The organism is Amycolatopsis sp. NBC_00438, assembly GCF_036026695.1.
GTDB lineage: Bacteria > Actinomycetota > Actinomycetes > Mycobacteriales > Pseudonocardiaceae > Amycolatopsis.
This window is the reverse complement of sequence record NZ_CP107923.1, coordinates 4,648,548-4,673,613: the sequence shown is the minus strand read 5'-3', so window position 1 is coordinate 4,673,613 and position 25,066 is coordinate 4,648,548. Positions and strand designations below refer to the sequence as shown.

22 protein-coding genes are annotated in these 25,066 nt (G+C 70.5%); 17 read left to right on the top strand and 5 right to left on the bottom strand.

What is annotated here, in order from left to right; genetic code table 11:
• Positions 1-546 precede the first annotated feature (546 nt).
• From OG494_RS20550 to OG494_RS20515, 8 genes are all read left to right on the top strand, one after another.
• Complete coding sequence (locus OG494_RS20550) at positions 547-1,380, top strand: transporter substrate-binding domain-containing protein (RefSeq protein ID WP_328458086.1); 834 nt, start codon at positions 547-549, stop codon at positions 1,378-1,380.
• Between the two features lie 28 nt (positions 1,381-1,408).
• Positions 1,409-1,606: a hypothetical protein gene (locus OG494_RS20545; RefSeq protein WP_328458085.1), complete on the top strand. Its 198-nt coding sequence runs from the start codon at positions 1,409-1,411 to the stop codon at positions 1,604-1,606.
• Positions 1,607-1,895: 289 nt separating this feature from the next.
• The gene (locus OG494_RS20540; RefSeq protein WP_328458083.1) at positions 1,896-2,471 is read left to right on the top strand and encodes a hypothetical protein; all 576 of its coding nucleotides are present in this window, start codon (positions 1,896-1,898) and stop codon (positions 2,469-2,471) included.
• Between the two features lie 304 nt (positions 2,472-2,775).
• Positions 2,776-3,768, top strand: a complete 993-nt coding sequence (locus tag OG494_RS20535) for an ABC transporter substrate-binding protein (RefSeq protein WP_328458081.1) — start codon at positions 2,776-2,778, stop codon at positions 3,766-3,768.
• Positions 3,769-3,779: 11 nt separating this feature from the next.
• Complete coding sequence (locus OG494_RS20530) at positions 3,780-5,294, top strand: sugar ABC transporter ATP-binding protein (RefSeq protein ID WP_328458079.1); 1,515 nt, start codon at positions 3,780-3,782, stop codon at positions 5,292-5,294.
• Entirely contained in the window at positions 5,291-6,346 is a 1,056-nt protein-coding gene (locus OG494_RS20525) for an ABC transporter permease (RefSeq protein WP_328458077.1), read from the top strand. The genes OG494_RS20530 and OG494_RS20525 overlap by 4 nt, the downstream gene beginning before the upstream one ends.
• A complete protein-coding gene (gene yjfF / locus OG494_RS20520; protein ID WP_328458075.1) occupies positions 6,343-7,326 on the top strand; it encodes a galactofuranose ABC transporter, permease protein YjfF in 984 nt (327 codons plus the stop codon). The genes OG494_RS20525 and yjfF overlap by 4 nt, the downstream gene beginning before the upstream one ends.
• A gap of 99 nt (positions 7,327-7,425) precedes the next feature.
• Entirely contained in the window at positions 7,426-7,611 is a 186-nt protein-coding gene (locus OG494_RS20515) for a hypothetical protein (RefSeq protein WP_328458073.1), read from the top strand.
• Positions 7,612-7,765: 154 nt separating this feature from the next.
• Here OG494_RS20515 and OG494_RS20510 read toward each other — a convergent pair whose 3' ends face one another.
• Complete coding sequence (locus OG494_RS20510; protein WP_328458071.1) at positions 7,766-8,377, bottom strand: helix-turn-helix transcriptional regulator; 612 nt, start codon at positions 8,375-8,377, stop codon at positions 7,766-7,768.
• A 560-nt stretch (positions 8,378-8,937) separates the two neighbouring features.
• Here OG494_RS20510 and OG494_RS20505 point away from each other — a divergent pair.
• The 4 genes from OG494_RS20505 (at position 8,938) to OG494_RS20490 (ending at position 12,413) form a co-directional block, all read left to right on the top strand.
• The gene (locus tag OG494_RS20505) at positions 8,938-9,237 is read left to right on the top strand and encodes an EthD family reductase (RefSeq protein ID WP_328458069.1); all 300 of its coding nucleotides are present in this window, start codon (positions 8,938-8,940) and stop codon (positions 9,235-9,237) included.
• Between the two features lie 112 nt (positions 9,238-9,349).
• A complete protein-coding gene (locus tag OG494_RS20500; protein WP_328458067.1) occupies positions 9,350-10,102 on the top strand; it encodes an SDR family oxidoreductase in 753 nt (250 codons plus the stop codon).
• Entirely contained in the window at positions 10,099-10,869 is a 771-nt protein-coding gene (locus OG494_RS20495; RefSeq protein WP_328458065.1) for an SDR family oxidoreductase, read from the top strand. The genes OG494_RS20500 and OG494_RS20495 overlap by 4 nt, the downstream gene beginning before the upstream one ends.
• Positions 10,866-12,413 (top strand): acyl-CoA carboxylase subunit beta, encoded by a 1,548-nt coding sequence (locus OG494_RS20490; RefSeq protein WP_328458063.1) that lies wholly within the window; start codon positions 10,866-10,868, stop codon positions 12,411-12,413. The genes OG494_RS20495 and OG494_RS20490 overlap by 4 nt, the downstream gene beginning before the upstream one ends.
• A gap of 73 nt (positions 12,414-12,486) precedes the next feature.
• Here the strand turns inward: OG494_RS20490 and OG494_RS20485 are convergent, their stop codons facing one another.
• Entirely contained in the window at positions 12,487-13,008 is a 522-nt protein-coding gene (locus OG494_RS20485; protein WP_328458061.1) for a dihydrofolate reductase family protein, read from the bottom strand.
• Positions 13,009-13,199: 191 nt separating this feature from the next.
• On the opposite strand from OG494_RS20485, the gene OG494_RS20480 reads away from it, so the two are divergent.
• Entirely contained in the window at positions 13,200-15,860 is a 2,661-nt protein-coding gene (locus OG494_RS20480; protein WP_328458060.1) for a lectin, read from the top strand.
• Positions 15,861-16,009: 149 nt separating this feature from the next.
• Here the strand turns inward: OG494_RS20480 and OG494_RS20475 are convergent, their stop codons facing one another.
• Positions 16,010-16,813: an enoyl-CoA hydratase-related protein gene (locus OG494_RS20475; protein ID WP_328458059.1), complete on the bottom strand. Its 804-nt coding sequence runs from the start codon at positions 16,811-16,813 to the stop codon at positions 16,010-16,012.
• Between the two features lie 149 nt (positions 16,814-16,962).
• Here OG494_RS20475 and OG494_RS20470 point away from each other — a divergent pair, with 149 nt between their 5' ends.
• Positions 16,963-20,019 (top strand): glycoside hydrolase family 2 TIM barrel-domain containing protein, encoded by a 3,057-nt coding sequence (locus OG494_RS20470; protein ID WP_328458057.1) that lies wholly within the window; start codon positions 16,963-16,965, stop codon positions 20,017-20,019.
• Positions 20,020-20,030: 11 nt separating this feature from the next.
• Here OG494_RS20470 and OG494_RS20465 read toward each other — a convergent pair whose 3' ends face one another.
• Positions 20,031-20,813 (bottom strand): hypothetical protein, encoded by a 783-nt coding sequence (locus tag OG494_RS20465; protein ID WP_328458055.1) that lies wholly within the window; start codon positions 20,811-20,813, stop codon positions 20,031-20,033.
• Between the two features lie 275 nt (positions 20,814-21,088).
• Between OG494_RS20465 and OG494_RS20460 the strand changes: the two genes are divergently transcribed.
• From OG494_RS20460 to OG494_RS20450, 3 genes are read left to right on the top strand one after another with little or no spacing between them, the layout of a single operon-like run.
• Positions 21,089-22,729: an AMP-binding protein gene (locus OG494_RS20460; RefSeq protein WP_328458053.1), complete on the top strand. Its 1,641-nt coding sequence runs from the start codon at positions 21,089-21,091 to the stop codon at positions 22,727-22,729.
• Positions 22,729-23,697 carry a phosphotriesterase family protein gene (locus OG494_RS20455; RefSeq protein WP_328458051.1) on the top strand — a complete coding sequence of 323 codons (969 nt, stop codon included), beginning with the start codon at positions 22,729-22,731 and terminating at the stop codon, positions 23,695-23,697. Before OG494_RS20460 ends, OG494_RS20455 begins: the two co-directional genes overlap by 1 nt.
• A 55-nt stretch (positions 23,698-23,752) precedes the next feature.
• Positions 23,753-24,376 (top strand): TetR/AcrR family transcriptional regulator, encoded by a 624-nt coding sequence (locus OG494_RS20450; protein ID WP_328458049.1) that lies wholly within the window; start codon positions 23,753-23,755, stop codon positions 24,374-24,376.
• Here the strand turns inward: OG494_RS20450 and OG494_RS20445 are convergent.
• Positions 24,334-25,023 (bottom strand): hypothetical protein, encoded by a 690-nt coding sequence (locus OG494_RS20445; protein WP_328458047.1) that lies wholly within the window; start codon positions 25,021-25,023, stop codon positions 24,334-24,336. The genes OG494_RS20450 and OG494_RS20445 overlap by 43 nt on opposite strands.
• Positions 25,024-25,066: the final 43 nt, after the last annotated feature.

Here is a 25,066-nt window from a genome sequence, read left to right as displayed (position 1 = left end):
CCCAGGGGAGCCGGGGACCAAGTCGCCGGTGACCTGGACGTGCTGATGATGTTCGTCCGTTGGGTGCAGGAGAACACGGTTGTTTGTTGTGGGGCAAAGAGTTTCGGTCGAGTTTCGACTCGCGTGGCGGTGGACGGCGGGTGGGTGCAGGAGTTCACCCGATTGCGACAGGTCTTCGTTCGTCCCGACTTGGCCGCGCCGCGTGCGTCCACCCGGCAGCCGGACCTCATCGGGTCCAGTTTTGTGCACGATCGTCCGGCAGGGAGTTGGCATTCCACCCTCGAAGGGGAACACGGCGGCCGGATCGCTACCGCCGATGTCGCTGCCGTGACGGGGCGGGGTTGAACAAGGCGACAGATTATGCAACGATCGCCGCCGCGTCAGCAACCTATTGTGTCCGGGGTCTCGTCCCCGGACGCGAGTTCGAGAGCCGATCACTGCCAAGGAAGACGTCCTATGCGATCACCCCTTCGCCGACGAAGCCGAAGAAGCCGAAGAACGATCCTCGCGATCGCCGCTCTCGGGCTGGTCACCACCGGATGCACGGTGGGAAGCAGCTCCCCGAGCCTGGCGACCGCGACGAACCTCGCGGTGGTGCAGTCCCTGCACGACGCGCTGCCGCAGGCGATCAAGGACGCCGGGGTGATCCGGTTCGCCGGTGACTCCCACCCGCCCTATCGCACGGTCGCGCCGGACGGGACGGTCACCGGGATCGACGCCGACTTCCAGGCCGCGATCGGGCAGGTGCTCGGCGTCCGGACGCAGACCGTGATCGTCAACGGGTTGCCGGCCGCGCTGCAGGGCATGCTGAGCGACCGGTACGACGCGTTCAACGGCCCGGTCAAGGCCACCGCCGAGCGCGAGAAGCAGTTCGACACGATCACCTGGATGACCACCCGGACGGCCTACGTGTTCCCCGCGGATTCGACAGCGGGGATCGCGCGGGTCGAAGACCTCTGCGGCAAGCGCATCGCGGTGGTGACCGCCAGCGTCGTGGAGGAGCAGCTGAACAAGCTGTCCCACTTCTGCACGCAGGGCAAACACCAGGCCACGCAGACCGTCGGTCTCGACGACACCAACGCCACGCTGCTGGCCACCCGCTCGGGCCGCGCCGACGCCGCGGGCATGACGGAGGCCGCGGCGATCGACGTGACGCAGAAGCAGGGCGGGACCAAGTACGTCACCCAGACCGAAGCGCAGGGGGCGTCGAAAGACGACCTGGCGTTGTACGTCCCCAAGTCCTCGAAGCTGGGCCCGGTGCTGCAGCAGGTGTTCGAAGAGCTCTTCCAGGACGGCACGTACGTCGGGATCATGTCCCGCTGGGGCCTCAACCAGGTGTCGGTGCCGAAGCCGGTCTTCAACTCGGCCACGCCGCGGTAACGCGCGTCGCCTCTGACAGGAGCGGTTCATGGGTACCAGGATCACCATGGCGGCCACGACTGTGGTCTCCGCCGCCTTACCCGTGACCGCCCGGGCGGCGGAGGCCCGGGCGGCGGAGCCCGGAACGCCCTGCCCGGACGCGGCGAGGTGCGTCGACGGGCAGTTGACCGACGGCACGCCGTACACCCTCGCGACTTCGCCGCGGTCGTCCTGGCGAACCCGCTGACGGCGGGCCTCCTGGCCCGCGGTTACGCGGTGGGCGGCACCACCCGCACGGTCACCGGCTGGAACATCGCGCGGACCATCGACAACCAGACCGCCGCGCTGGACCGCTTCGAAGCCGCGTTCGGCCGGGCCCGGTACGCGATCGCCGGAGGCCGCTCGATGGGCGGAATGGTCGCGGCCGGGGGTGGCGCAGGTGCATCCGGGCCGGTTCGACGCGGCCGTCCCGATGTGCGGCGGTCTCGGCGGTGCAGTGGGTCAGTCGAACCAGAAGGTCGACACGGTGTGCACGGATGTTCTTGGCGCTGGCGGTCAGCAGCCGGTGGGCGATCGAGCAGGTAGCCGGTGGCAGCCCGTCGTGGAACACGGGGGTGGACTACGCGCGTCAGCTCTCGATGGCGGCGCCGAGCCAGCAGAACGCCGGGCGGCTGTACCGGCGGGCGGGCCTGGACTTGCGTGCCGACCTGGGCCGGCTCGCTGCCGAGCCTCGCGTGGCCGCCGATCCCGCGGCCGTCGTGTACCTGGAGCGGGCATCGTGTCCACCGGAGATCTGCGGGTCCCGGTGCTCACGGTCAACGGGCACGGGTGACCAGATCTCGACCGTGGCTCAGCGGCAGTCCTACGGCGCTCTGGTCCGCCGGTCGGGTGATGAGTCGCTGCTGCGGCAGACGTACGTCCAGACCGCGGGGCATTGCACCTACACCGCGGGTGAGCAGCAGGTGGCGATCGACCGGCCGCGGACCGGGTACTGGCCCGACACCTCGCCGGGCACGCTCAACCGGCTGGCGTCGGCCGCGGACGGAACCGCGGGCCGCTACCTGAGCTACGCACCTCCGCACTTCAACCGCAAGCATCCCGCCGGCCGCTGATCCCGGTTCGAGCGGGCGGGCCCGTCTCGGGTTCGGCCAGGTGCGGCAGCCGCGGTGGTATGTGACGAGACCGTTACCGCGGCCGGACTTGACCGGATTGGTGTTATCGCTAACACTGACTCCCCGTCGCCACCCGAAAGAGTGATGGGGGTCACGTGAATGCAGGGAGAGACTGCTTGGTGGCGGAGGCATCTCCACCGGCCGGCCCAATGAGGGTGGCCGGCCGGGCCGACGGCTCCGCGCCAGCGGGTCTTCGTCTCGCAGACTGTTAACGCTAACAGCAAAGATCACTGTCGATCGAGGAGTGCACGTGCTGAAGAAGCGATGGGCCGCCGCGGCGGCCGCGGCGGCCGGACTGGTCCTGCTCACCGCCTGCGGTGGCGGTAGCGGCAGCGGTAGCGGCACGGGAACCACCGGCGGGGCCGTCACGCTCGGCTTCGCCCAGGTGGGCGCCGAGAGCGGCTGGCGGACCGCGAACACCAAGTCCATCCAGGAGTCGGCCAAGACCGCCGGGATCGAGCTCAAGTTCTCCGACGCGCAGCAGAAGCAGGAGAACCAGATCGCCGCGATCCGCTCGTACATCCAGCAGAAGGTCAAGGTCATCGCCTTCTCGCCGGTGGTCGAGTCGGGGTGGGAGACCGTGCTCAAGGAGGCGAAGACGGCGAAGATCCCGGTCATCCTCACCGACCGGGCGATCGACTCGCCGGACAAGACGCTCTACAAGACCTTCCTCGGCTCGGACTTCATCGCCGAGGGCAAGAAGGCGGGGGAGTGGCTGACCAAGGAGTACGGCAGCGCCACCGGCCAGGTGAACATCGTCGAGCTGCAGGGCACCACCGGCTCGGCCCCGGCCAACGACCGCAAGAAGGGTTTCGGGGACGTCATCGCCGCCGACCCGAAGTACAAGATCGTCGCCTCGCAGACCGGTGAGTTCACCCGCGCGAAGGGCAAGGAGGTCATGGAGGCCTTCCTCAAGTCCCAGCCGAAGATCGACGTGCTCTACGCGCACAACGACGACATGGCCCTCGGTGCCATCGAGGCCATTCAGGCGGCGGGCAAGGTGCCGGGCAAGGACATCAAGATCGTCTCGGTCGACGGCGTGAAGGACGCCCTCCAGGCGCTGGCCGACGGCAAGATCAACCACGTCGTCGAGTGCAACCCGCTGCTCGGCCCGCAGCTGATGGACCTGGTCAAGAAGGTCAACGCGGGGGAGCAGGTGCCCGAGCGGATCGAGACCCAGGAGACCGAGTTCGACCAGGCGTCGGCGAAGGCCGCGCTGCCGCAGCGCCAGTACTGAGGGGTGTCGCGATGCCCGCCGAAATCCTCGTCATGACCGGGATCCGCAAGGAGTTCCCCGGTGTCACCGCCCTCGACGACGTCGGCTTCCGCCTGTTCCCGGGCGAGGTCCACGCGCTGATGGGGGAGAACGGCGCCGGGAAGTCGACGCTGATCAAGGTGCTCACCGGCGTGCACGGGGTGGACGCGGGCTCGATCACGCTCGCCGGGACCGCTGTCTCCTTCGGCGGCCCCGGCGAGGCCCAGCGGGCCGGCGTCAGCACGGTCTACCAGGAGGTCAACCTCTGCCCGAACCTGTCGGTGGCGGAGAACGTCTGCCTCGGCCGGGAACCCCGCCGCTTCGGCCGCATCCAGTGGGGCCCGATGCGGCGGCGGGCCGAGGAGCTCCTCGCGCGGCTGGACGTCCACGTGGACGTCTCGGCCGAGCTGAGCACCTGCTCGATCGCCGTGCAGCAGCTCGTCGCGATCGCCCGCGCCCTCGACGTCGAAGCGCGGATCCTGGTGCTCGACGAGCCGACGTCCAGTCTGGACGCCGGCGAGGTCGAACGGCTGCTGACGGTGGTGCGCTCGCTGCGCGCCGAAGGCATGGCGATCCTGTTCGTCTCCCACTTCATCGATCAGGTCTTCGCGATCGCCGACCGGATGACCGTGCTGCGCAACGGAAAGCTGATCGGCGAGTACCGCACCGCGGAGATCACGCCCGTCGAGCTGGTCACCAAGATGATCGGCAAGGAGCTGCGGGTCCTCGAAACGCTCGAGGACTCCGGGCCGAGCCGGGCCGAAGTCGCGGACGCGCCGGTGCTGCTGGCGGCCGAAGACCTCGGCCGCCAAGGGGGCGTCGAGCCGTTCACGCTGGACATCCACGCCGGCGAGGTCGTCGGGCTGGCCGGGCTGCTCGGCTCCGGGCGCACCGAGCTCGCCCGGCTGCTCTTCGGCGCCGACCACGCCGACAGCGGTTCGGTGAAGATCGACGGCCGCGTCACCCCGCTGCGGACCCCGCGTGCCGGTCTCGACCACCGGATCGCGTTCTGCTCGGAGAACCGCAAGACCGAAGGCCTGGTCGAGGACCTGACCGTCCGGGAGAACGTCGTCCTCGCGCTGCAGGCCTCCCGCGGCTGGGCGCGGCCGCTGACCCGGCGCCGCCAGGACGAGATCGCCCGGAAGTACATCGAAACGCTCGACATCCGCCCCGCCGACCCCGAGGCGCTGGTCGGCACGCTGTCCGGCGGCAACCAGCAGAAGGTGCTGCTGGCCCGCTGGCTCGTCACCGAGCCGCGGCTGCTCATCCTCGACGAGCCGACCCGCGGCATCGACATCGGCGCCAAGACCGAGATCCAGCGGCTGGTCACCCAGCTCTCGGCCGACGGGATGGCCCTCGTGTACATCTCCGCCGAGCTGGACGAGGTGCTCCGGCTGAGCCACCGCGTCGTGGTGCTGCGCGATCGGAAAGTGGTGGCGCAACGGGAAAACCAAGGGCTCACCGCCGACGACGTCATGGCCACGATGGCCGAAGGGGTGCAGGCATGACCGCGTTGACCGGATTGGCGAAACGCCGGCTCTTCTGGCCCGTCGTGGCGTTGCTGGCCCTGCTGGCAGGCGACCTCGTCGCGAGCCCGGCGTTCTTCTCGATCGAACTGCGCGACGGTCACCTCTACGGGAACCTCATCGACATCCTGAAGAACGGCGCCCCGCTGATCCTCATCGCGATCGGCATGACGCTCGTCATCGCCACCCGCGGCATCGACCTCTCGGTGGGCGCGGTCGTCGCGATCAGCGGTTCGCTCGCCTGCCTGTGGATCGCCGAGCACCCCGGCGGCGTGGGCGCGACACTCGTCGCGGTCGGCCTCGCGCTCGGGCTGTCGCTGGTGCTCGGGGCGTGGAACGGCTGGCTCGTCGCCGCCCTGGGCATCCAGCCGATCATCGCCACGCTCATCCTGATGGTCGCCGGGCGGGGGATCGCGCAGCTGATCTCCGGCGGCCAGATCATCACCATCACCTCGGCGCCGTACGAATGGATCGGCAGCGGGTTCGTGCTGACCCTGCCGAGCGCGATCCTCATCGCGCTGGCCGTGTTCGTGCTCGCGTCGCTGCTGGTCCGCCGCTCGGCTCTCGGCCTGCTCGTCGAGGCCGTCGGCGGCAACCCGGAGGCCAGCCGGCTGGCCGGCCTCCGCTCGGCCCGGCTGACCTGGCTCGTCTACGTCTTCTGCGCGCTGTGCGCGGGCATCGCCGGGCTGATGATCAGCGCGAACGTGCACAGCGCCGACGCCAACCACGCCGGGCTGTTCATCGAGCTCGACGCGATCCTCGCCGTCGTCGTCGGCGGCACCCAGCTGACCGGGGGCCGGTTCTCCGTGGGCGGCGCGGTGATCGGCGCCCTGCTCATCCAGACGCTCACCACCACCGTCTACGCCCTCGGCATCCCGCCCGAGGCGATCATGCTGTTCAAGGCCGTGGTCGTGCTCGCGGTGTGCCTGCTGCAATCGCCCGCGTTCCGCCGCAAGCTCCGGCGCCGCCGGACACCCCGGCCCGGGCAGCCGGCCCCCGCACCCGCTCCGGAGAAGGTGGAGGTCACGGCATGACGACCCTGGACCGTGTCCGCGGTTACCGGCCGAAGCAACGGCACCTGCCGATCCTCGCCACGATGGCGCTGCTCGTCGGGGCCTACGTCTTCGGCGCGTCGAGCTACGAGGCGTTCGGGTCCGGGCAGGTCGTGCTCGACCTGTTCATCAACAACGCCTTCCTGCTCGTGGTCGCCGTCGGGATGACGTTCGTGATCCTCACCGGCGGCATCGACCTGTCCGTCGGGTCCGTGGTCGCACTGTCCACAGTGGTCTCCGGCGACCTGATGCAGAAGCACGGGTGGCCCGCGTACGCGGCGATCGCGGTGGTGCTGGTGGTCGGCGCGCTGCTCGGCGCCGGAATGGGCGCGCTCATCCACTTCTTCGAGATCCAGCCGTTCATCGCGACGCTGATCGGGATGTTCTTCGCCCGCGGGCTCTGCTACACGATCAGCACGGAGGCGTACTCGATCGACAACCCGACGATCGCCACCCTCGCCCAGACGCAGATCCCCTTGGGCGGGGAGCTGCACATCTCGATCAGCGTGGTCGTGGCCCTGGTCGTCGTCGCGGTCGCGGTCTACGTGCTGGCGTTCACCCGCTTCGGGCGCACCGTCTACTCGATCGGCGGCAACGCGCAGTCCGCGATGCTGATGGGTCTCAAGACCGGCCGCACGAAGATCGCGGTGTACACGATCAGCGGCTTCTGCTCGGCGCTCGGCGGGCTGCTGCTGGTGCTGTACAAGTCTTCCGGCGACCCGCTCAACGGAGTCGGCCTGGAGCTCACGGCGATCGCCGCGGTGGTCATCGGCGGCACCATCCTGACCGGCGGCTCCGGTTACGTGCTGGGCACCGTGCTCGGGATCATGGTCCTGGGCATCATCCAGACGCTGATCACCTTCGACGGCACCCTCAACTCCTGGTGGACCTCGATCATCACCGGGGCCCTCCTGTTCGTCTTCATCGTCCTGCAGCGGCTCGTCACCCGCAGAACCCGGTAGCCCGGGCGGCGGCCCGCTCACCCGAACCCGGTCCGGTCTGCCGGCCCGGTGGTGAGTGCGACCGGCGTAGGCTGGACGTCTCCCGGGGGGTGAGACTCGATGACGACCGAATACCGCTGGTCCTTGGTGGTGTTACTGGTGGTGGTGACGTTGGTCGCGTTGGTGTCGGCGGTGGTGGTGGGCCGGGCCAACCGGCTACGCCCGGCCGGCCCCGGAGACCGTGGCCTCTCCACCCCGACGTTGCCGGCGACCGCGCCACGGTCCTGGCCTGCCGAGGCGCTGTAACGCCGGGAATTGCTCTGCCGAGAGGCGCAACGGGCCTCGGTGCGAGGCCGGTCCGTGCGGAGAGCGGCGATCGAGAGCTTTGTGCCGCAGGCGATCCACGCGTGCGACGCCCCGAGGTCCCGGCGTTGTCCCCCGTGCGTCGGTCGTGGGCGAGTCAGGTGATCCAGCCCGCGTCCTGTGCCACGCGGATGCTGTCCACGAGAGAACGGGTGCGCAGTTTGCTCTGGATCGCGGCCAGGTGGTTGCGGACGGTCCCGGTCGCCAGCCCGAGTGCGGTGGCGACCTCTTTGGGCGGGCTTCCGGCGGCGGCAGCGGTCAGTACCTCACGTTCCCGCGGGGTCAGCGGACACTCTTTGGCCGCCCAGGCGGACAGGGCCAGGCTGTTGCTGACGGCTCGGCGTCCCTCTTCGACGGTGTCGATGACGTCGTGGAGGTGGGTGACGCCTTCGTCCAGGAAGACCACGCCCCGTGGTTTGTGGGAAAGAATGTTCTGGGCGTCGTGACTGGACAAGGACGTCACGAGGAAGATCAGGTTGTGGTGCTCGATCGCTTCGGAATCGCCGGGCTCCGGCCGGCAGTGGCGGTCGGTTTCGGCGGGGTAGAGGACGAAGACGAGCGTGTCCCGGTCGGTGAGTGCGGCGCGGGCGAGAGGGATCTGCTCGAAGTCGAACACCCGATGCGGGTCGAAGTCGTAGGCACGGGCGAGCAGTGCGGCGACCGCCGCGCGGTTGATGGTGTCCGGGCCGATGAGAATGGCTTGCTGCATAAGGGCTCACCGCACTCGGAGTCTGCTGGCGATGTGGTTATTCGATCATGGTGAAAGGCACCCTACGTCACGGCGCTCGCCTGTGCAGCCACCCGTGAGGGTGAGGCGGGATGGTGGCGAGGTACTGGCAGAGCCGTTGCACACCAGCGACTTATCGGTGAATACCTACCGGCATGACTACCGAGACGGTGCGGGAGAACCCACCCGGGTCCCGGCCGCGGTCGACACCAGGACGTGCCGGACGATGTTCTTGCCGCGGGGGCGCGTTCGGCGATGTCGGACCGAGTCCGCTGTAGACGGTCCGAGCAGCCGGAGTAGAAGCTCGGGCGAACGCCGGCTTGGCGGCATGACGTGGGGCCGCGCCAGGGGGCCCGATCGGTACACGCGGCGAGCCGGAAGCGGTCCGATGACCGCGGGCCGCGCCAGGGGTGCCGGATCGATCGCTCGGCGACGACGGGAACCGGCGGGCCCGGTGGGTGGTCCTCCGCTACTGTCCGGGAGACGGTCCGGTCGCGGGTCCCGCTCGGCGGACCGCCTCGTCGTCGCCGAAAGGACTGCTCGTGCACCGGCTCACCGTGCTCTACCCCGCTCCCACCGATCCCGCGCACTTCCGGGACCACTACGTCCGCGTCCACCTGCCGCTGGCGGCGAAGCTCCCCGGGCTCGTCCGGATGCAGCACGCCTTCGACGTCGAGGGCCTGGGCGGGGCCAGCCCGTACTTCGCGGTCTTCCACGGCGACTTCGAGTCGGCCGAGGCCATGGCCGCCGCCCTGGGGTCGGAGGAAGGCAAGGCGGTCTCCGCGGACGTCGCCAACTACGCGACCGGCGGCGCGCAACTGGTGCACTACGAGCTGAGCTGACGCCCCGCGTGTGACGCGCGCGGTCTTGAGGCCGCGGGCGGATCGCGCATAATGGCACCAGCAACCGACCGCTTAGTATGTTCCGGGCAACCGTCGAAGGAGACACCCTGCCGTGAACTCGTTCAAGGATCGCGTCGCGATCGTCACCGGGGCCAGCCGGGGCATCGGCCTCGGCATCGCGAAGACGCTCGTCGAGCGCGGGGCCAAGGTCTGCATCACCGCGCGCAAGCCCGAAGCCCTGGAAGAGGCGGTCAGCTCCCTGGGTGGCCCGGACGTCGCCATGTTCGTGCCCGGCAAGTCCGACGACACCGACCACCAGGACGAGGCCGTCGCGAAGACGATCGAGACCTTCGGCCGGCTCGACTACCTGGTCAACAACACCGGCATCAACCCGGTCTACGGCCCGACGCTCGACATCGACCCGGGCGCCGCGGCCAAGATCCTCGGGGTCAACGTGCTCGCGCCGCTCGGCTGGACCAAGCGCGCCCGCGACGCGTGGATGGGCGAGCACGGCGGCGCCGTCGTCAACGTCGCTTCCGTCGCCGGCCTCGGCGCCTCGCCGGGCATCGGGATGTACGGCGTGAGCAAGGCCGCGCTGATCCGGCTGACCGTCGAGCTCGGCGCCGAGCTGGGCCCGAAGATCCGGGTCAACGCCGTCGCCCCGGCCGTCGTCAAGACCAAGTTCGCGACCGCCCTGTACGAAGGCCGCGAGGAGGAGGTCGCCTCGGCGTACCCGATGAAGCGGCTCGGCCTGCCGTCCGACATCGCGGGCGCGGTGGCGTTCCTGCTGTCCGACGACGCGAGCTGGATCACCGGCCAGACCGTGGTCCTCGACGGCGGCGTCACCCTGGGTGGTGGCCTGTGACCGGCGTTGTCGTCACCGGGGGCGGCGGCGGTATCGGGGCCACGCTGGCCCGCCGGTTCGTCGCCGACGGCGCCCAGGTCGTCGTCGCGGACCTCGACGGCGACAAGGTCACCGAGGTCGCGGCCGAGATCGGCGCGACGGCGTTCGTCGGCGACGTCGCGAGCGTCGACGGCGTCGCGAAGCTGGTCGAGAGCGCGCGGGAGACCCTCGGCGAGATCGACATCTTCTGCGCCAACGCCGGGATCGCGCCCTTCGGCGGCGCGGAAAGCCCCGAGGAGGTCTGGGCGCGCACCTGGGACGTCAACGTGATGGCGCACGTCCGCGCGGCCAACCTGCTGCTGCCCGCTTGGCTCGAGCGCGGCAAGGGCCACTTCATCGCGACAGTCTCCGCCGCCGGGCTGCTCACCAGCCTCGGCTCGGCGCCGTACTCGGTGACCAAGCACGGCGCGCTGGCGTTCGCCGAGTACCTGTCGGCGACCTACCGCCACCGCGGCCTCACCGTGCAGGCGATCTGCCCGCAGGGCGTGCGCACGGCGATGCTGGAGAGCACCGGCACCGCCGGGCAGCTGCTCATGGGCGCGTCGGCGATCGAGCCCGAGCAGGTCGCCGACGCGCTGTTCGAGGCGATCGAGGAGAACCGCTTCCTGGTGCTGCCGCACCCCGAGGTCGCCGGCTACTACGCCGCGCGTGCCACCGAGACCGACCGGTGGCTCGGCGGGATGAACAAGCTGCAGCGCAAGGTCGAGCAGGCGCTCGGCGACGCATGACCTGGGAGCCGGAGGTCGGCGAGATCGCGCGGCGGCGCGAGCTGGCCGAGCGGATGGGCGGGCCGGAGAAGGTGGCCCGCCAGCACGCGGCCGGGCGCTCCACGGTCCGTGAACGCATCGCGGCGCTCGCCGACCCCGGCACCTTCGACGAGATCGGCGCGCTCGCCGGGACGGCGTCCTATGTGGACGGCGAGCTGGAGTCGTTCACGCCGGCCAACTTCATCATCGGCACCGCTCGGCTCGACGGGCGCCGCGTCGCGATCGGCGGCGACGACTTCACCGTGCGGGGCGGCGCGGCCGACGCGGCGATCATGGAGAAGCAGGTCTACGCCGAGCGGCTCGCGAACGAGCTGCGCCTGCCGATGGTGCGGCTGATCGAGGGCACCGGCGGTGGCGGCAGCGTCAAGATGCTGGAGCAGCACGGGTTCACCTACGTCCCGGTCAACCCGGGCTGGGACCTGGTGGTGGACAACCTGTCCACGGTGCCGGTCGTCGCGGCGTGCCTCGGCCCGGTGGCCGGGCTGGGTGCCGCGCGGGCCGTGATGTCACACCTGTGCGTGCTCGTCGAGGAGGCCGGGCAGCTGTTCGTCGCCGGGCCGCCGGTCGTGAAGCACGCGACGGGCGAGGACCTCACGAAGGAGGAACTGGGCGGTTCCGATGTGCACCGTCGCAGCGGCGCGGTGGACCGGATCGTGTCGTCCGAGGCCGAAGCTTTCGCGGTGCTGAAGCAGTTCCTGTCATATTTGCCGTCCTCTGTGGACTCCTTGCCACCGGTGACGTCCACTTCGGACCCGGTGGGCCGGCGCGACGAAGCGCTGCTCTCGCTCGTCCCGCGCAACCGGCGTCAGCCGTACCGGCTGCGGCCGTTGCTGGAGGGCGTCTTCGACGACGGCTCGGTGTTCGACTACGCCGTGTCGGGCGGCTCGGCGTACGCGGGATTGGCGCGGTTGAACGGACATCCGGTCGGCGTGCTGGCCACCGACCCGTACCGCGGCGCGACGCTGACGCCCGAGGGCGCCGACGTCATGACGCGCCTGGTCGACCTCTGCGAGACGTTCCACCTGCCGCTGGTTTCGCTGACCGACCAGGCCGGCATGGTGATCGGCGCGGCGGCCGAACGCGCGGGCGCGATCCGCCACGGCGCCCGCGCGGTGACCGCCGTCTACCAGGCGCGGGTGCCGATGGCCGAGGTGATCGTGCGGCGTGTGTTCGGCGTCGGCGGCGCGGGCCAGACCAACCGGCACCGCCTGGTCCGGCGCTGGGCGTGGCCCTCGGGTGACTGGGGTTCGCTGCCCGTCGAGGGCGGCATCGAAGCCGCCTACCGCGCCGAACTCGACGCGGCCGACGACCGGGAGGCGCGGATCGAGGAGATCCGCGCCCGCCTCGACGCCGTCCGCTCGCCGTTCCGCACGGCCGAGCGGTTCTCGGTGGAGGACGTCATCGACCCCCGCGAGACCCGCGCCCGGCTGTGCGACTGGGTGCCGGACGCCTACGCCGTGCTCCCGAAGCTGCTGGGCCGCCCGTCCTTCGGCACGCGGCCCTAGCGGACCACCCGGTACGCCGCGGTGGATGGTCTGCCGCAGCTTGTCGTGAGTGTTTAGGGCGGTTCTAACCGCCCTAAACACTCACGACCCGGTACCAGTTCGGCGCCAGCACCTCGAGCGGGACGGTCGTGCCGCCGGGGTGGTCGAAGATCCGGACGCCGTCGCCGAGCAGGACCGGCACGGGCATCGCCAGGATTTCGTCCAGGAGCCCGGCTTCGAGGCACTGGCGCGCGACGTCGGCGCCGAGGACGTTGACGTACTTGTCGCCCGCGGCCGCCTTCGCCGCGTCGACGGCTTCGTGCAGGTCACCGACGAAGGTGACGTCCGGGACCGGCGCGGCCGGCCGGTGGGTGAGCACGAACTGCGGCCCTTCCCAGCCGCCGCCGAAGGCCTTGCCCTCGCGTTCCGGGTCGCCGCGGTGGGGGTCGTCGCCCCCGAACGTCCGCCGGCCGACCAGCAGGGAGCCGATGCGCGGGATCAGCTCGTCGACCACCGGGTCGGGGCGCAGGTACGGGGTCAGCCAGGACATGTCGCCGCCGGGACCGGCGAGGAAGCCGTCGAGCGACATGCTGAAGCCGTAGAGCAGTTTCGCCATGTTGTCTCCTTCAGGTGGTTTCGCGGACTTCGGTACTGACGGCCCGCGGCCGGAAAAGTCATCGGCTTCACCCGCTCGTGTCCGGAACGCGACAGGATCACCACGGACCGTTGACAACGGTGTCAGCCCGCGAGGACCGTTTCGAAACGCATAGCTCAAGTACTTGTGCTCAACGGCGAAGGACAAGTGACATGGTCTTGCGTTCCCTCGTGCGGTTATCCGCCGCTTCCGTGCTGGCCATGGCCGGCTTGATCCCGATTTCCGCTTCCGCGGCGACGCTGGTCGCCGATCCCGCGTCCGTGGTGAATCCCTTCATCGGCACGTCCAACGCCGCCGACGACTTCCCCGGCGCCGACGTGCCGTTCGGCATGGTGCAGTGGAGTCCCGACACACCCAGCCGCCCGGACGGCGGCGGGTACGAATACAAGGATTCCTCGATCACCGGTTTCAGTCTGACGCATTTGTCCGGTCCGGGCTGTGGTGCCGACGGTGACGTCCCCATTCTGCCGACGGTCGGCGCGGTCGACACCGGCGCGACGGACTCCTTTTCCCACGCGAACGAAACCGCCGACGCGGGGTACTACTCCGTGGGCCTCGACAACGGTGTCAAGACCGAGCTGACCACCGCGCTGCGGTCCGGGATCAGCCGGTTCACGTTCCCCTCGACGTCCCAGGCGAACCTGCTCTTCAAGCTCAACGGCAGCCAGAACGGCACCTCGAACCAGACGTGGACCGTGGTCAGCCCGACCGAGGTGTCCGGTTCGGTCACGTCCGGTCACTTCTGCGGCGCCGGGTTCACCTACACGCTCTACTTCGACCTGGTCTTCGACCGGCCGTTCAGCACCAGCGGCACCGCCGCCGCGCCCGCCGTGACGCCCAAGGTGTCGCCGGACAAGCTGCACGGCGCCGAGCCGAAGGCCGCGGCCGCAGCCCCTGCGGCGGGTCCGGGCAGCGCGTACGTCCGGTTCGACACGACGACCAACCGGACCGTGCAGGCCAAGGTCGGCGTCTCCTACGTCTCGGTGGCCAACGCCGTCGCGAACCGGGCCGCGGACATCCCCGCGTTCGACTTCAACGCCACCCACACCGCCGCGCACAACGCGTGGAACGCGATGCTCGGCAAGATCCAGGTCGCCGGCGGCACGACGGCGCAGCAGCGCGTCTTCTACACCGCGCTGTACCACTCACTGTTGCACCCCAACGTCTTCTCCGACAGCAACGGCCAGTACATCGGCTTCGACAACCAGGTCCACACCGTCGCGAGTGGACACTCGGCGCAGTACGCCAACTTCTCCGGCTGGGACATCTACCGGACACAAGCGCAACTGACCGCGTTGGTGGCACCGGCGCAGACCGGTGACATTGCGCAGTCGATGATCGCCGACTACGCCCAGGGCGGCGGATTGCCGAAGTGGGCGCAGAACAACGGCGAGACGTACGTGATGGTGGGCGACCCCGGCACGGCGATCCTCGCGAGCTACTACGCCTTCGGCGCGAAGAACTTCGACACGTCGGCGGCGTTGCAGGCGATGTTGCACGAGGCGAGCGCGGCCAACAACGTCCGGCCCGGGCTCAACGCCCTGAACGCGCCGGGGTACCTGCCGGCCAACGGCACCTACCAGTGCTGCAACTTCTACGGCCCGGTCTCGACGCAGCTGGAGTACAACACGGCGGACTTCGCGCTCTCGGCGTTCGCCGGGGCGCTGGGGGACACCGCGAACCAGGCCGTCTACGCCGGCCGCGCGCAGAACTGGAAGAACACCTTCAACCCGGCCACCGGGTTCATGCAGCCCAAGGACGCCGGCGGCGGCTGGACCGCCGGCTTCAACCCGGCGAGCGGCTCGAACTTCGTCGAGGGCACGTCGTGGCAGTACACCGGCATGGTGCCGTTCAACGTCGCCGGGCTCGCCGCGGCACGGGGTGGCAACGCCTCGCTGATCAGCTACCTCGACAGCGTGCTGGCCGGGTTCCACGGCAGCGGCGGCAGCCAGGCCGACCTCGGCAACGAGCCGAGCCTCGAGCTGCCGTGGGAGTACGACTACGTCGGGCAGCCGTACAAGACGCAGAAGGTCGTGCGCCAGGTCCAGGACCAGATCTGGACGGACGCGCCGGGCGGGCTGGCCGGCAACGACGACCTCGGCGCGATGAGCGCGTGGTACGTCTTCTCCGCGCTGGGCTTCTACCCGATGACACCGGGGACGCCCGACCTCGCGCTGGGGAGCCCGCTGTTCACCCAGGCGGTGGTCAGCCTGCCGAGTGGCAACACACTGACGGTGAACGCCCCGGCGGCGGCGGACAACGCGCCGTACGTCCAGAGCGCGACGTGGAACGGCGGGGCGTGGAACAACGCGTACGCCCCGACGTCGGCGATCACTTCGGGCGGCACGCTGGCCTTCACCCTCGGGACGTCGGCGAACACGGCGTGGGCGGCGTCGAACCCGCCGCCGTCGTACTCGGGCACGCTGCCGCACATCGGCCCGGTGTCCTCGGGTGTCGCGGGCAAGTGCCTGGACGTCGCCACGAGCGGCACGGCGAACGGGACGCACGCGCAGCTGTACACGTGCAACTCGAGCGGCGCGCAGAAGTGGTTCTCCGGAGCGGACGGTTCGCTGCAGGCCCAGGGCGGCTGCCTGGACGTCAGCAACAGCGGCGCGGCGAACGGCACGAAGGTCCAGCTGTGGCAGTGCAACGGCTCGGGCGCCCAGAAGTGGCAGGCGGGCGCGGCGGGAGCCCTGGTGAACCCGCAGTCCGGCAGGTGCCTGGACGACCCGAACAGCACCGCGGTGGACGGGACGCAACTGCAGATCTACGACTGCAACCAGAGCACGGCCCAGAGCTGGACCCGCGGCTGACACCCTGAGCGAAAGTCCGTGAAGGCCTCCTTGAGGGACATAGAGTCCCTCAAGGAGGCCTTCACGGACTTCGGGAGGTGGTGAGCCGCAGTCAAGGGCGAGGTCGTGGGCTACTACCTGTTCAAGCGCTGCGAGGCAAACCGGGCGGCCTAGCCCGCCGGGTGGGGCGGGAAGTTCGGGGCGCGGCGCTCGTTCCAGCTCGCCAGCCCCTCGGCCAGCTCCGGACGGCCGAACGAGTCGATCATCAACGCCGTCGCCTCGCGGGCCGACTCCGTCAAGGACAGGGCCGCTTCCCGCGTGAACTGCTGTTTCATCACCGCCATGGACCTCGGCGCGCTGTGCGTCGCCAGTTCCGTCGCGTATGCGTTGGCGCGCAGGGCCAGCTCGCCCGCCGGGACGACTTCCTGGACCAAGCCGTACTCCAACGCCTGCTCGGCGGTGAACGTGCGGCCCGAGAGCAGCAGGTCGCGGGCGCGGCCCGGGCCGATCAGCTCCGGGAGGAGCTTCGCGATGCCGTACTCGGCGATCAGGCCCCGGCGGGCGAACGCCGTGGTGAACTTGGCGCCCGCCGCCGCGAAGCGGACGTCCGCCGCGCACGCGATCACGAACCCCAGCCCCGCGCAGCCGCCGTTGATCGCCGCTATCACCGGGACGTCCACCGTGGCCGCGGCGAGGACGTCGCGGAAGTTCTCGTGGCCGCCGCCGGCCGCCGGCGGGGCGGCGGCGATGCCGTCCAGCAACCCCAGGTCGGCGCCCGGGCAGAACGCCTTGCCCGCGCCGGTGACGACGACCGCGCGGACCTCCGGGTCCGCTTCCGCCTCCCGCAGGGCCGCGCCGTAGCGGGCCTGCATCGGCACGTCCATCGCGTTGCTGCGCTCGGGCTTGTCGAACGTGACGGTGGCGACCGCGCCGTCCCGTTCGTACCGTACGCCGTCCACAATGGACTCGGTCATGGCCGCCTCCTCGGGGTCGGTCCCCATACTAAGCGGTCGCTTGGCCCGCTGTCACGGTTCGAAATGATCGAAGCCTTTGTCCGGCGGGAAAATCCTGTGCAATAGTGCTTTCGCGCCACCGAGCACCGTCGCCGGGAAGGGAACGCCCCATGCCGAACGATCCGGGTCCCAGCAGGCGGCAGGTGCTCGGCGGGGTCGGCGCGGCCGCGCTCGTGTCGGCGTTCACCCCCGTCGCGCAGGCCGCCGAGGCGCTCACCCGGCCGGGCCTCACCGTCACCGGCCGGGCGACGGACCTGGACGACGGCTGGCGGTTCGTCCTGGTGAACGCCGACGACGTCACCGGCCCTGAAGACCACTACGCGGACCCGGGCTTCGACGACTCGGCCTGGCAGGCCGTCGACCTCCCGCACGACTGGAGCATCGAACTCCCGCCCGTCGACCAGGGCGCCACCAGCAGCGCGTCCGGCTTCTTCCGCGGCGGCCTCGGCTGGTACCGGAAGACCTTCACGCTGCCGCCCGCGCTCGCGGGCCGGCGTGTCTCGGTCGAGTTCGACGGCGTCTACTCGGACGCGCACGTCCACCTCAACGGCGAACTGCTCGGCCGGCACCCGTACGCCTACACCGGCTGGAGCTTTGACCTCACCGGCAAGCTGCACACCGACAGCCGCACCCCGAACGTGCTCGCGGTGCGCGCGACGAACCGGCTGCCGAGCAGCCGCTGGTACTCCGGCAGCGGCATCTACCGCCGCGTCCGGCTGGTCGTCACCGACCCGGTGCACCTCGCCCGGCACGGCACCTTCGTCACGACCCCGGGCGTCACGGCCGGCCACGCGACCGTGCGTGTGACCACGGATGTCGTGAACGACGCCGGCGGGGCGGTCGCCGCCGAGGTGCGCACCACCGTCACCGACCCGGCCGGCCGCGTCGTGGCGCGGGGCTCGACGACCATTCCGCTGCCCGCCGGCCGGACGCGGCAGGCGAGCACCGACCTGCCGGTCGAGCGCCCTCGGCTGTGGTCGACCGAACGCCCCGCGCTGTACCGGCTGCGCACCGACGTGGTCGTGGCCGGGCGCGTGCTCGACACGACCACGACGGACTTCGGCATCCGCACCTTCGAGTTCCACCCCGACCACGGGTTTTCGCTCAACGGCGAGCCGATGAAGCTGCGCGGCGTCAACCTGCACGCGAGCCAGGGCGCGCTCGGCGCCGTGATCGACTCCGCCGCGCTGGAGCGCCAGATGCGGCTGATGCAGGCGATGGGCGTCAACGCGCTGCGGACCGCGCACAACCCGCCCGCCCCGGAGCTGGTCACGGTCTGCGAGCGGCTCGGCATCCTCATGATGGTCGAGGCGTTCGACTGCTGGCGCATCGGCAAGGTCGCCTACGACTACCACCTCGACTTCGACGAGTGGAGCGCGCGCGACATCGCCGAGATGGTCCACGCGGCCAAGAACTCGCCCGCGGTCGTGCTCTGGTCGATCGGCAACGAGGTCCCGGACGCCTCGATGGCCGGCGGTCCGGAGATCGCCGCGTCGCTGATCGCCGCGGTCCGCGCGATCGACACCACCCGGCCGGTCATCATGGGCTCCGACCGCTACCGCAGCGTGCCCGCGCCCGGCTCGCCCCAGGACCTGATCCTGCGGCAGCTCGACGGCCTCGGCGTCAACTACAACACCGCTCAGTCGATCGACGGGCTGCACACGACCTACCCGGACAAGTTCTTCTTCGAGTCGGAATCGTCGTCGGAGACCTCGACGCGCGGCGTCTACCAGGACCCGGACCTGCTGAACACGGGGGAGAACCACACGCCCGGCCGCCGGTCGACGTCGTCCTACGACAACAACCTCGCCTCGTGGACCTTCAGCGGGGAGTACTCGCTGAAGAAGGACCGCGACCGGAAGTTCTGCCAGGGCCAGTTCCTGTGGGCCGGGCAGGACTACCTCGGCGAGCCGACGCCGTACGACGTCTTCCCGGTCAAGACGTCCTTCTTCGGCGCGGTGGACAGCGCGGGCCTGCCGAAGGACGCCTTCCACCTGTTCCGCAGCCAGTGGACCACCCGGCCGATGGTGCACCTGGTCCCGATGGACTGGACGGACCACCGCTCGGGCGAGCCGGTCGCCGTGTGGGTCTACTCCACTGTGGACACCGTCGAGCTGGTGCTCAACGGGAAGTCGCTGGGAGTGAAGAAGTTCGACCGCAAGACCACTGTGGACGGACGAGGGTACCTGGAGACGACCGAACCCGCCGGCGACGACAAGCACGATCCCTCCGGCAGCTACACCAGCCCGAACGGCAGCAGTGGCAAGCTGCACCTGACCTGGACGGTGCCGTTCGAACCCGGCACCCTGACCGCGATCGCCACGGCGGGCGGGCGTGAGGTGGCGCGCGACCGGCTCGTCACCGCCGGTCCGCCGCACGCCCTCACGCTGACCACCGAAGCGCGCTCCGAGGGCGTGATGTCGTTCGTGACGGCGACCGTCGTGGACGCGCACGGCACCGTCGTGCCCGGCGCCGAGCCGGTGCTCCGGTTCGCCGTGCGCGGGCCGGGACGCGTCGCCGGGGTGGACAACGGCCGGCAGGAGCTCGCCCAGAGCTACCAGCAGCCGACGATCCCGGCGTTCCACGGCCAGGCCGTCGCCGTGATCGCGGCGACCGGGCGCGGGACGATCACCGTCACGGCGACCGCGCCGGGCCTGAAGACCGCGAAGATCGTGTTGCCGGGGACGAGCCCCGGACAGCGCAACGGTCCGGGTGCGCGGGCCCGTGAGACGGCCGGTGGCCTCGCCGCCGGTCCATCGGCCGACGCGAGCTATTCGGGCGCGCCGGACACGCTGCCGGCGGCGATGCTCGACGGTGATCCGGCGACCGGCTGGTCGAACTACTACGTCAAGCCGGCGACGGCGACGCTCGGTGCCGTGAGCCGGCCGCGGCCCGGAGACTGGGTCTCACTCACCTGGCCCGCGCCCCGGCGGATCGGCGTCGCCACGGCGCAGTTCGTCGTGTCCGGCGCGCTGGCCCGCCCGGCCGCGATCGACGTCGCCTGCCGGACGGCGCGGGGCTTCGAGCCGGTGCGGGACCTGCGGATCACCTGGGCGGGCGACCTGGCGACCCTCACGTTCGGCTCGGTCGTCACCGGCGAACTGCGGCTCACGATGACCGGCCCGCCGCGGGGATTCCTGCGGGTCAGCGCGCTCACGGCCCGCTGACCCGCGGGAATTCACCGGCTGCAGGGAGCGAGTGCGTCGAGGCCCTGCGGCTTGTCCGCGTTGCGGCCGATGGCCGTGGCGATCCGGTTGATCGTGGCGATCCGCTTGTCCTCCAGCGGGCCGAGGATGGCGTTCTGGACGAAGTTCGCGCCACCCTCACCCGCGCTGGTCACCAGGCGGTTGTTGGCCTCGGCGACCTGGGTGTCGAGCAAGTCGAGGTTGCGCTGGACCTCGGCCTGGGCCTGGGCGGGAATCGCCGGGAGCCGGCTCTCGACGTCGGGGCAGGTGATCTGCCCGGACGCCGGTTCCGCCGCGCTCGGTTCCGTGGCGGCCGGTGCGGCCGCGGTCGTCGTGGCGGCCGGCTGCCCGCCGAGGGTGCAGGCCGCGAGCCCGCCGAGGCCCTGGGGCTTCTCGGCGACGCGGCCGATGGCGATCGCGATGCGGTCGATCGTGCTGGCCCGCTTGTCCTTCAGCGGGCCGAGGATGGCGTTCTGGACGAAGTTCGCGCCGCCCTGGCCGGCGCTGGTGACGAGGCGGTTGTTCGCCTCGGCGAGCTGGGTGTCGAGCAGGGCGAGGTTGCGCTGGACCTCGGCCTGGGCCTGGGCGGGGATCGCGGGCAGCTGCCCGGCGACGTCGGGGCACGTGATCTGCTGGGCGCTCGCCGCGCTGGCCTGGCCGGTCTGGCCGGTCGTCGTCGCGATCACCAGGGCGCCGGCGGCGAGTGCGAGGCCGAGTGCCGCTGTCGCGAGTTTCGTGCGCCGGGAAATGCGGTGTCGTCCACCGGTAGTAGGCATGAATGGCTCCCATGTTCGGTGCTGGTTAACGGGAACATATGCGCGGCCAGGCGCCATGATGTCTTCTTGACCAGGTGGTTGTCCAGGAGAATCTGTCGGAAAAAGAAAATCTGAACCAGGTCGAACCGGGAGCCGTATTCCTGGGTGAAGCACGGCGTCTGCGTATTCCGGAAATCGCCGGAAGCCCGCGGCGCGATTCCCGGGTCTTGACGCGGACCGGCGCGGCCTCCTAGCGTCGGCATACCGACCGGTCGGTGTCCAAGGGAGGTCACTGGATGAGCTGGTACGACGAGAAGCCGTGGCTGGCGAGCTACGGCGAACGGTCCGTGGAACCGGTCGAGGCGACGACGCTGCCCGAGAGCTTCCGCCGGGCCGCGGACCACGTGCCCGACCGGGACGCCATCGTCTACTTCGACGGCCGGCTCACCTACCGGCAGCTCGACGAGCTCTCCGACGGCGTCGCCCGCTACCTCACGCACAACGGCTTCGGGCGCGGCGACCGGCTCGCCCTGGTGCTGCAGAACATCCCGCAGTTCGTCATCGCGCTGCTCGGCGCGTGGAAGGCCGGCGGGATCGTCGTGCCGGTCAACCCGATGTACCGCGAGCGCGAGCTGACCCACGTGCTCACCGACGCCGGCGTGAAGGCGATCGTCTGCTCGCAGCGCGGCTGGAACGCCTACATCGGCAAGACGGCGAGCGACCTCCCGATCGCCCTCACCACCAGCGAACTGGAGTTCCAGACCCGCGACGACGAGCGCGTGCTGGGCAAGGTCACGCGAGAGGACACCCCCGGCGCCACCGAACTCCTCGAAGCCGCGAAGACACCCGGGCCGAAGCCGCCGGAGCCCGCGTTCGCACTCGACGACGTCGCCCTCATCAGCTACACCTCCGGCACCAGCGGCACGCCGAAGGGCGCCACCAACACCCACGGCAACATCGGCACCAACGCCGCCGCGCTCGGCTCCTTCAGCGGCCTTCCCGCCGGCTCGACGCTGTTCGGGCTCGCGCCGCTGTTCCACATCACCGGCATGGTCTGCGAAATCGGCTCCGCGATCGACATCGAAGGCACGCTCGCGCTGGCCTACCGCTTCGAGGCCGGCGTCGTGCTCGACGCCTTCCTCGAGCACGAGCCGTCGTACACGGTCGGGCCGTCGACGGCCTACATGGCGCTGATGGCCCACCCGTCCTTCAGCCGCGAGCACTTCGCGTCGTTCGCGCTGCTCTACTCCGGCGGCGCCGCGCTGCCGCCCGCCGTCGTCGAGGCATTCCGCGCGAAGACCGGGCACTACATCCACAACGGCTACGGCCTCACCGAGACCACGGCCGGCTGCGTCGTCGTCCCCGGTGATCTCGAAGCGCCGATCGATCCGGCGTCCGGCACCATCTCGATCGGCCTGCCGGTGCCCGACACGATCATCCGCATCCTCGGCGAGAACGGCGAAGAGCTGCCGTTCGGGCAGGCCGGCGAGATCACCGTCGAAGGCCCGATGGTCGTGTCCGGCTACTGGAACCGCCCGGACGCCACGGCCGAGTCGATTCCCGGCGGGCGGCTGCTCACCGGCGACATCGGGTTCATGGACGAGCGCGGCTGGGTCTACGTCGTCGACCGCAAGAAGGACATGATCAACGCGTCCGGCTTCAAGGTCTGGCCGCGCGAGGTCGAAGACGTCCTCTACACGCACCCGGCGGTCCGCGAGGCCGCCGTGGTCGGCATCGCCGACGAATACCGCGGCGAGACGGTCAAGGCGTACGTCAGTCCCGCGCCCGGCGTGACCGCCGATCCGGCGGAACTGGTGGCCTGGTGCAAGGAACGGCTCGCGGCCTACAAGTACCCGCGCACCATCGAAGTGCTCGACGAGCTGCCGAAGACCACCAGCGGCAAGATCCTGCGCCGCGAACTGCGGGCGAGGGGCTGATGGTCGAGACGGTCCGCGGCGCGATCGCGCCGGAAGCGCTGGGCAAGGTCCTGATGCACGAGCACCTCTTCGTGCTGAGCCCCGAATTCGTCGAGAACTACCCCGAGCACGAAGGGTTCCGGGAGGAAGAGCACGTCCCCGAGGCGATCCGGCGGCTCAAGGAGCTGAAGGACGCCGGGATCGACACGATCGTCGACCCGACGGTGATCGGGCTCGGCCGCTACATCCCGCGCGTGCAGCGGGTCGCCGCCGAGGTCGACGTCAACATCGTCGTCGCCACCGGGCTCTACACCTACAACGACGTGCCGCACTACCTGCACTTCCGCGGGCCCGGCACGATGCTGCAGGGCGAAGACCCGCTCGTCGGGATGTTCGTCGGGGACATCCGCGACGGCATCGCCGGTACCGGCGTCAAAGCCGGGCTGCTCAAGTGCGCCACCGACGAGCCCGGCGTGACCCCGGGCGTCGAACGCGTGCTGCGCGCGGTGGCGAAGGCGCATGTCGAGACCGGGACACCGATCATGACGCACTCCCACGCCGTCAGCCGGCGCGGGCTGGAGCAGCAGGCGATCTTCGAGGACGAAGGCGTCGACCTGAGCCGCGTGCTGATCGGGCATTCGGGCGACACCACCGACCTCGGGTACCTCACCGAGCTGGCCGACCGCGGCTCGATCCTCGGCATGGACCGCTTCGGGCTCGACCTGCTGCTGCCGTTCGAGGAGCGGGTGAACACGGTCGTGGCGCTGTGCGAACGCGGCTACGCGGGCAGCATGGTGCTCTCGCACGACGCGTCCTGCTACATCGACTGGCTGCCCGCGGACCAGCTGCCGGTGCTCACGCCGAACTGGCACTACCTGCACATCACGCGCGACGTGCTGCCCGCGTTGCGCGAGCGTGGGATGAGTGACGCGGACATCACCACGATGCTCGTGGACGTACCGCGCCGGTTCCTGGCCTCGACCGGCTGAGCCGTTATCCTGTGGCGTCCGAAGTGGCGTCCGAACTCGACAGAGGGGTCTTGCCATGACACGAGCAAGTGCCCGCAAACCGGGTGAGGCGGCCGGCGACGAGCAGGCCGCCGTACCGCGGCGCCTGCTGGAGCAGGCCACGAAGCTCTTCGCGAAAAAGGGCTTCGACCGCACGTCCGTCCAGGAGATCGTCGAAGCCGCAGGCGTCACCAAGGGCGCGATGTACCACTACTTCGGCTCGAAGGACGACCTGCTCTACGAGATCTACGCCCGGGTGCTGCGCGAGCAGACGCGGCAGCTGGAGAGCGTCGCCTCCTCGGGCGCGCCGCTGCGCGAGCGCCTGGCCGCGGCCGCGTCCGACGTCGTCGTGTCCAGCATCGACAACCTGGACGACAACACGATCTTCCTGCAGTCGATGCACCAGCTGTCGCCGGACAAGCAGAAGGCGGTGCGCGCCGAGCGCCGCAAGTACCACGAGCGGTTCCGCGGCCTGGTCGAAGAAGGCCAGGCGACGGGCGAGTTCCGCACGGACAAGCCGGCCGACGTCGTCGTCGACTTCTACTTCGGTTCGGTGCACCACCTGGGTTCCTGGTACCACCGCAGCGGCTCCCTCTCGGCCCGCCAGATCGGCGACCACTACGCGGACCTGCTGCTGGACGCCCTGCGCCCGCCTGGTTGATGACCGACTTCCCGCCGCTGCCCGTTGTCGACAAACTGACCGGAGCGGAACGAGAACTGGTCGACGCGGCCCGTCGCGGCCTCGCTCTGGTGACCGACGCCCCGGTGCGGGCCGTGGTGCTGCGCGAGCTGCTGCTGGGCCTGCGCGGTCCGGTGGACCCGCGGGGCGTCCGCGTCGAAGGCGCCCGGATCGCCGGGACGCTGGACCTGGATCACGCCGAGGCGAGCGTGGGTCTCGCGCTGGCCGGCTGCGTGCTCGTGAACCCGATCAGCGCGCGCCGGGCCCGGCTCCCGTGGCTCGACCTGTCCGGCAGCCGGATCGCCGGGTTCGACGGCAGCGGCGTCCGGATCGGCCACGACCTCGACCTCACCGGGGTGCGGGCGACCGGTGCCGGGGAGTTCGGGGTGATCTGCCTGCGGGACGCGCGCGTCGACGGCCTGACCGTGCTCGCGCGTGCGGAGATCCGCAGCGGCGACGGCCCGGCGCTGTACCTCGACGCTCTCGAAAGCCGCGGGCTCAAGGGCCTCGGCCTGCGGGCGACCGGCGTCGGCGACAGCGGGGCGATCCGCCTGCCCGGGGCCCACGTGTCCGGGCAGGTCGTCTTCGACGACGCGGTGCTCACCAACGAGTCCGGGCCGGCGGTGCACGCCGACGGCGTGGTCGTCGACGGTGACCTGAGGCTGGCCGCGG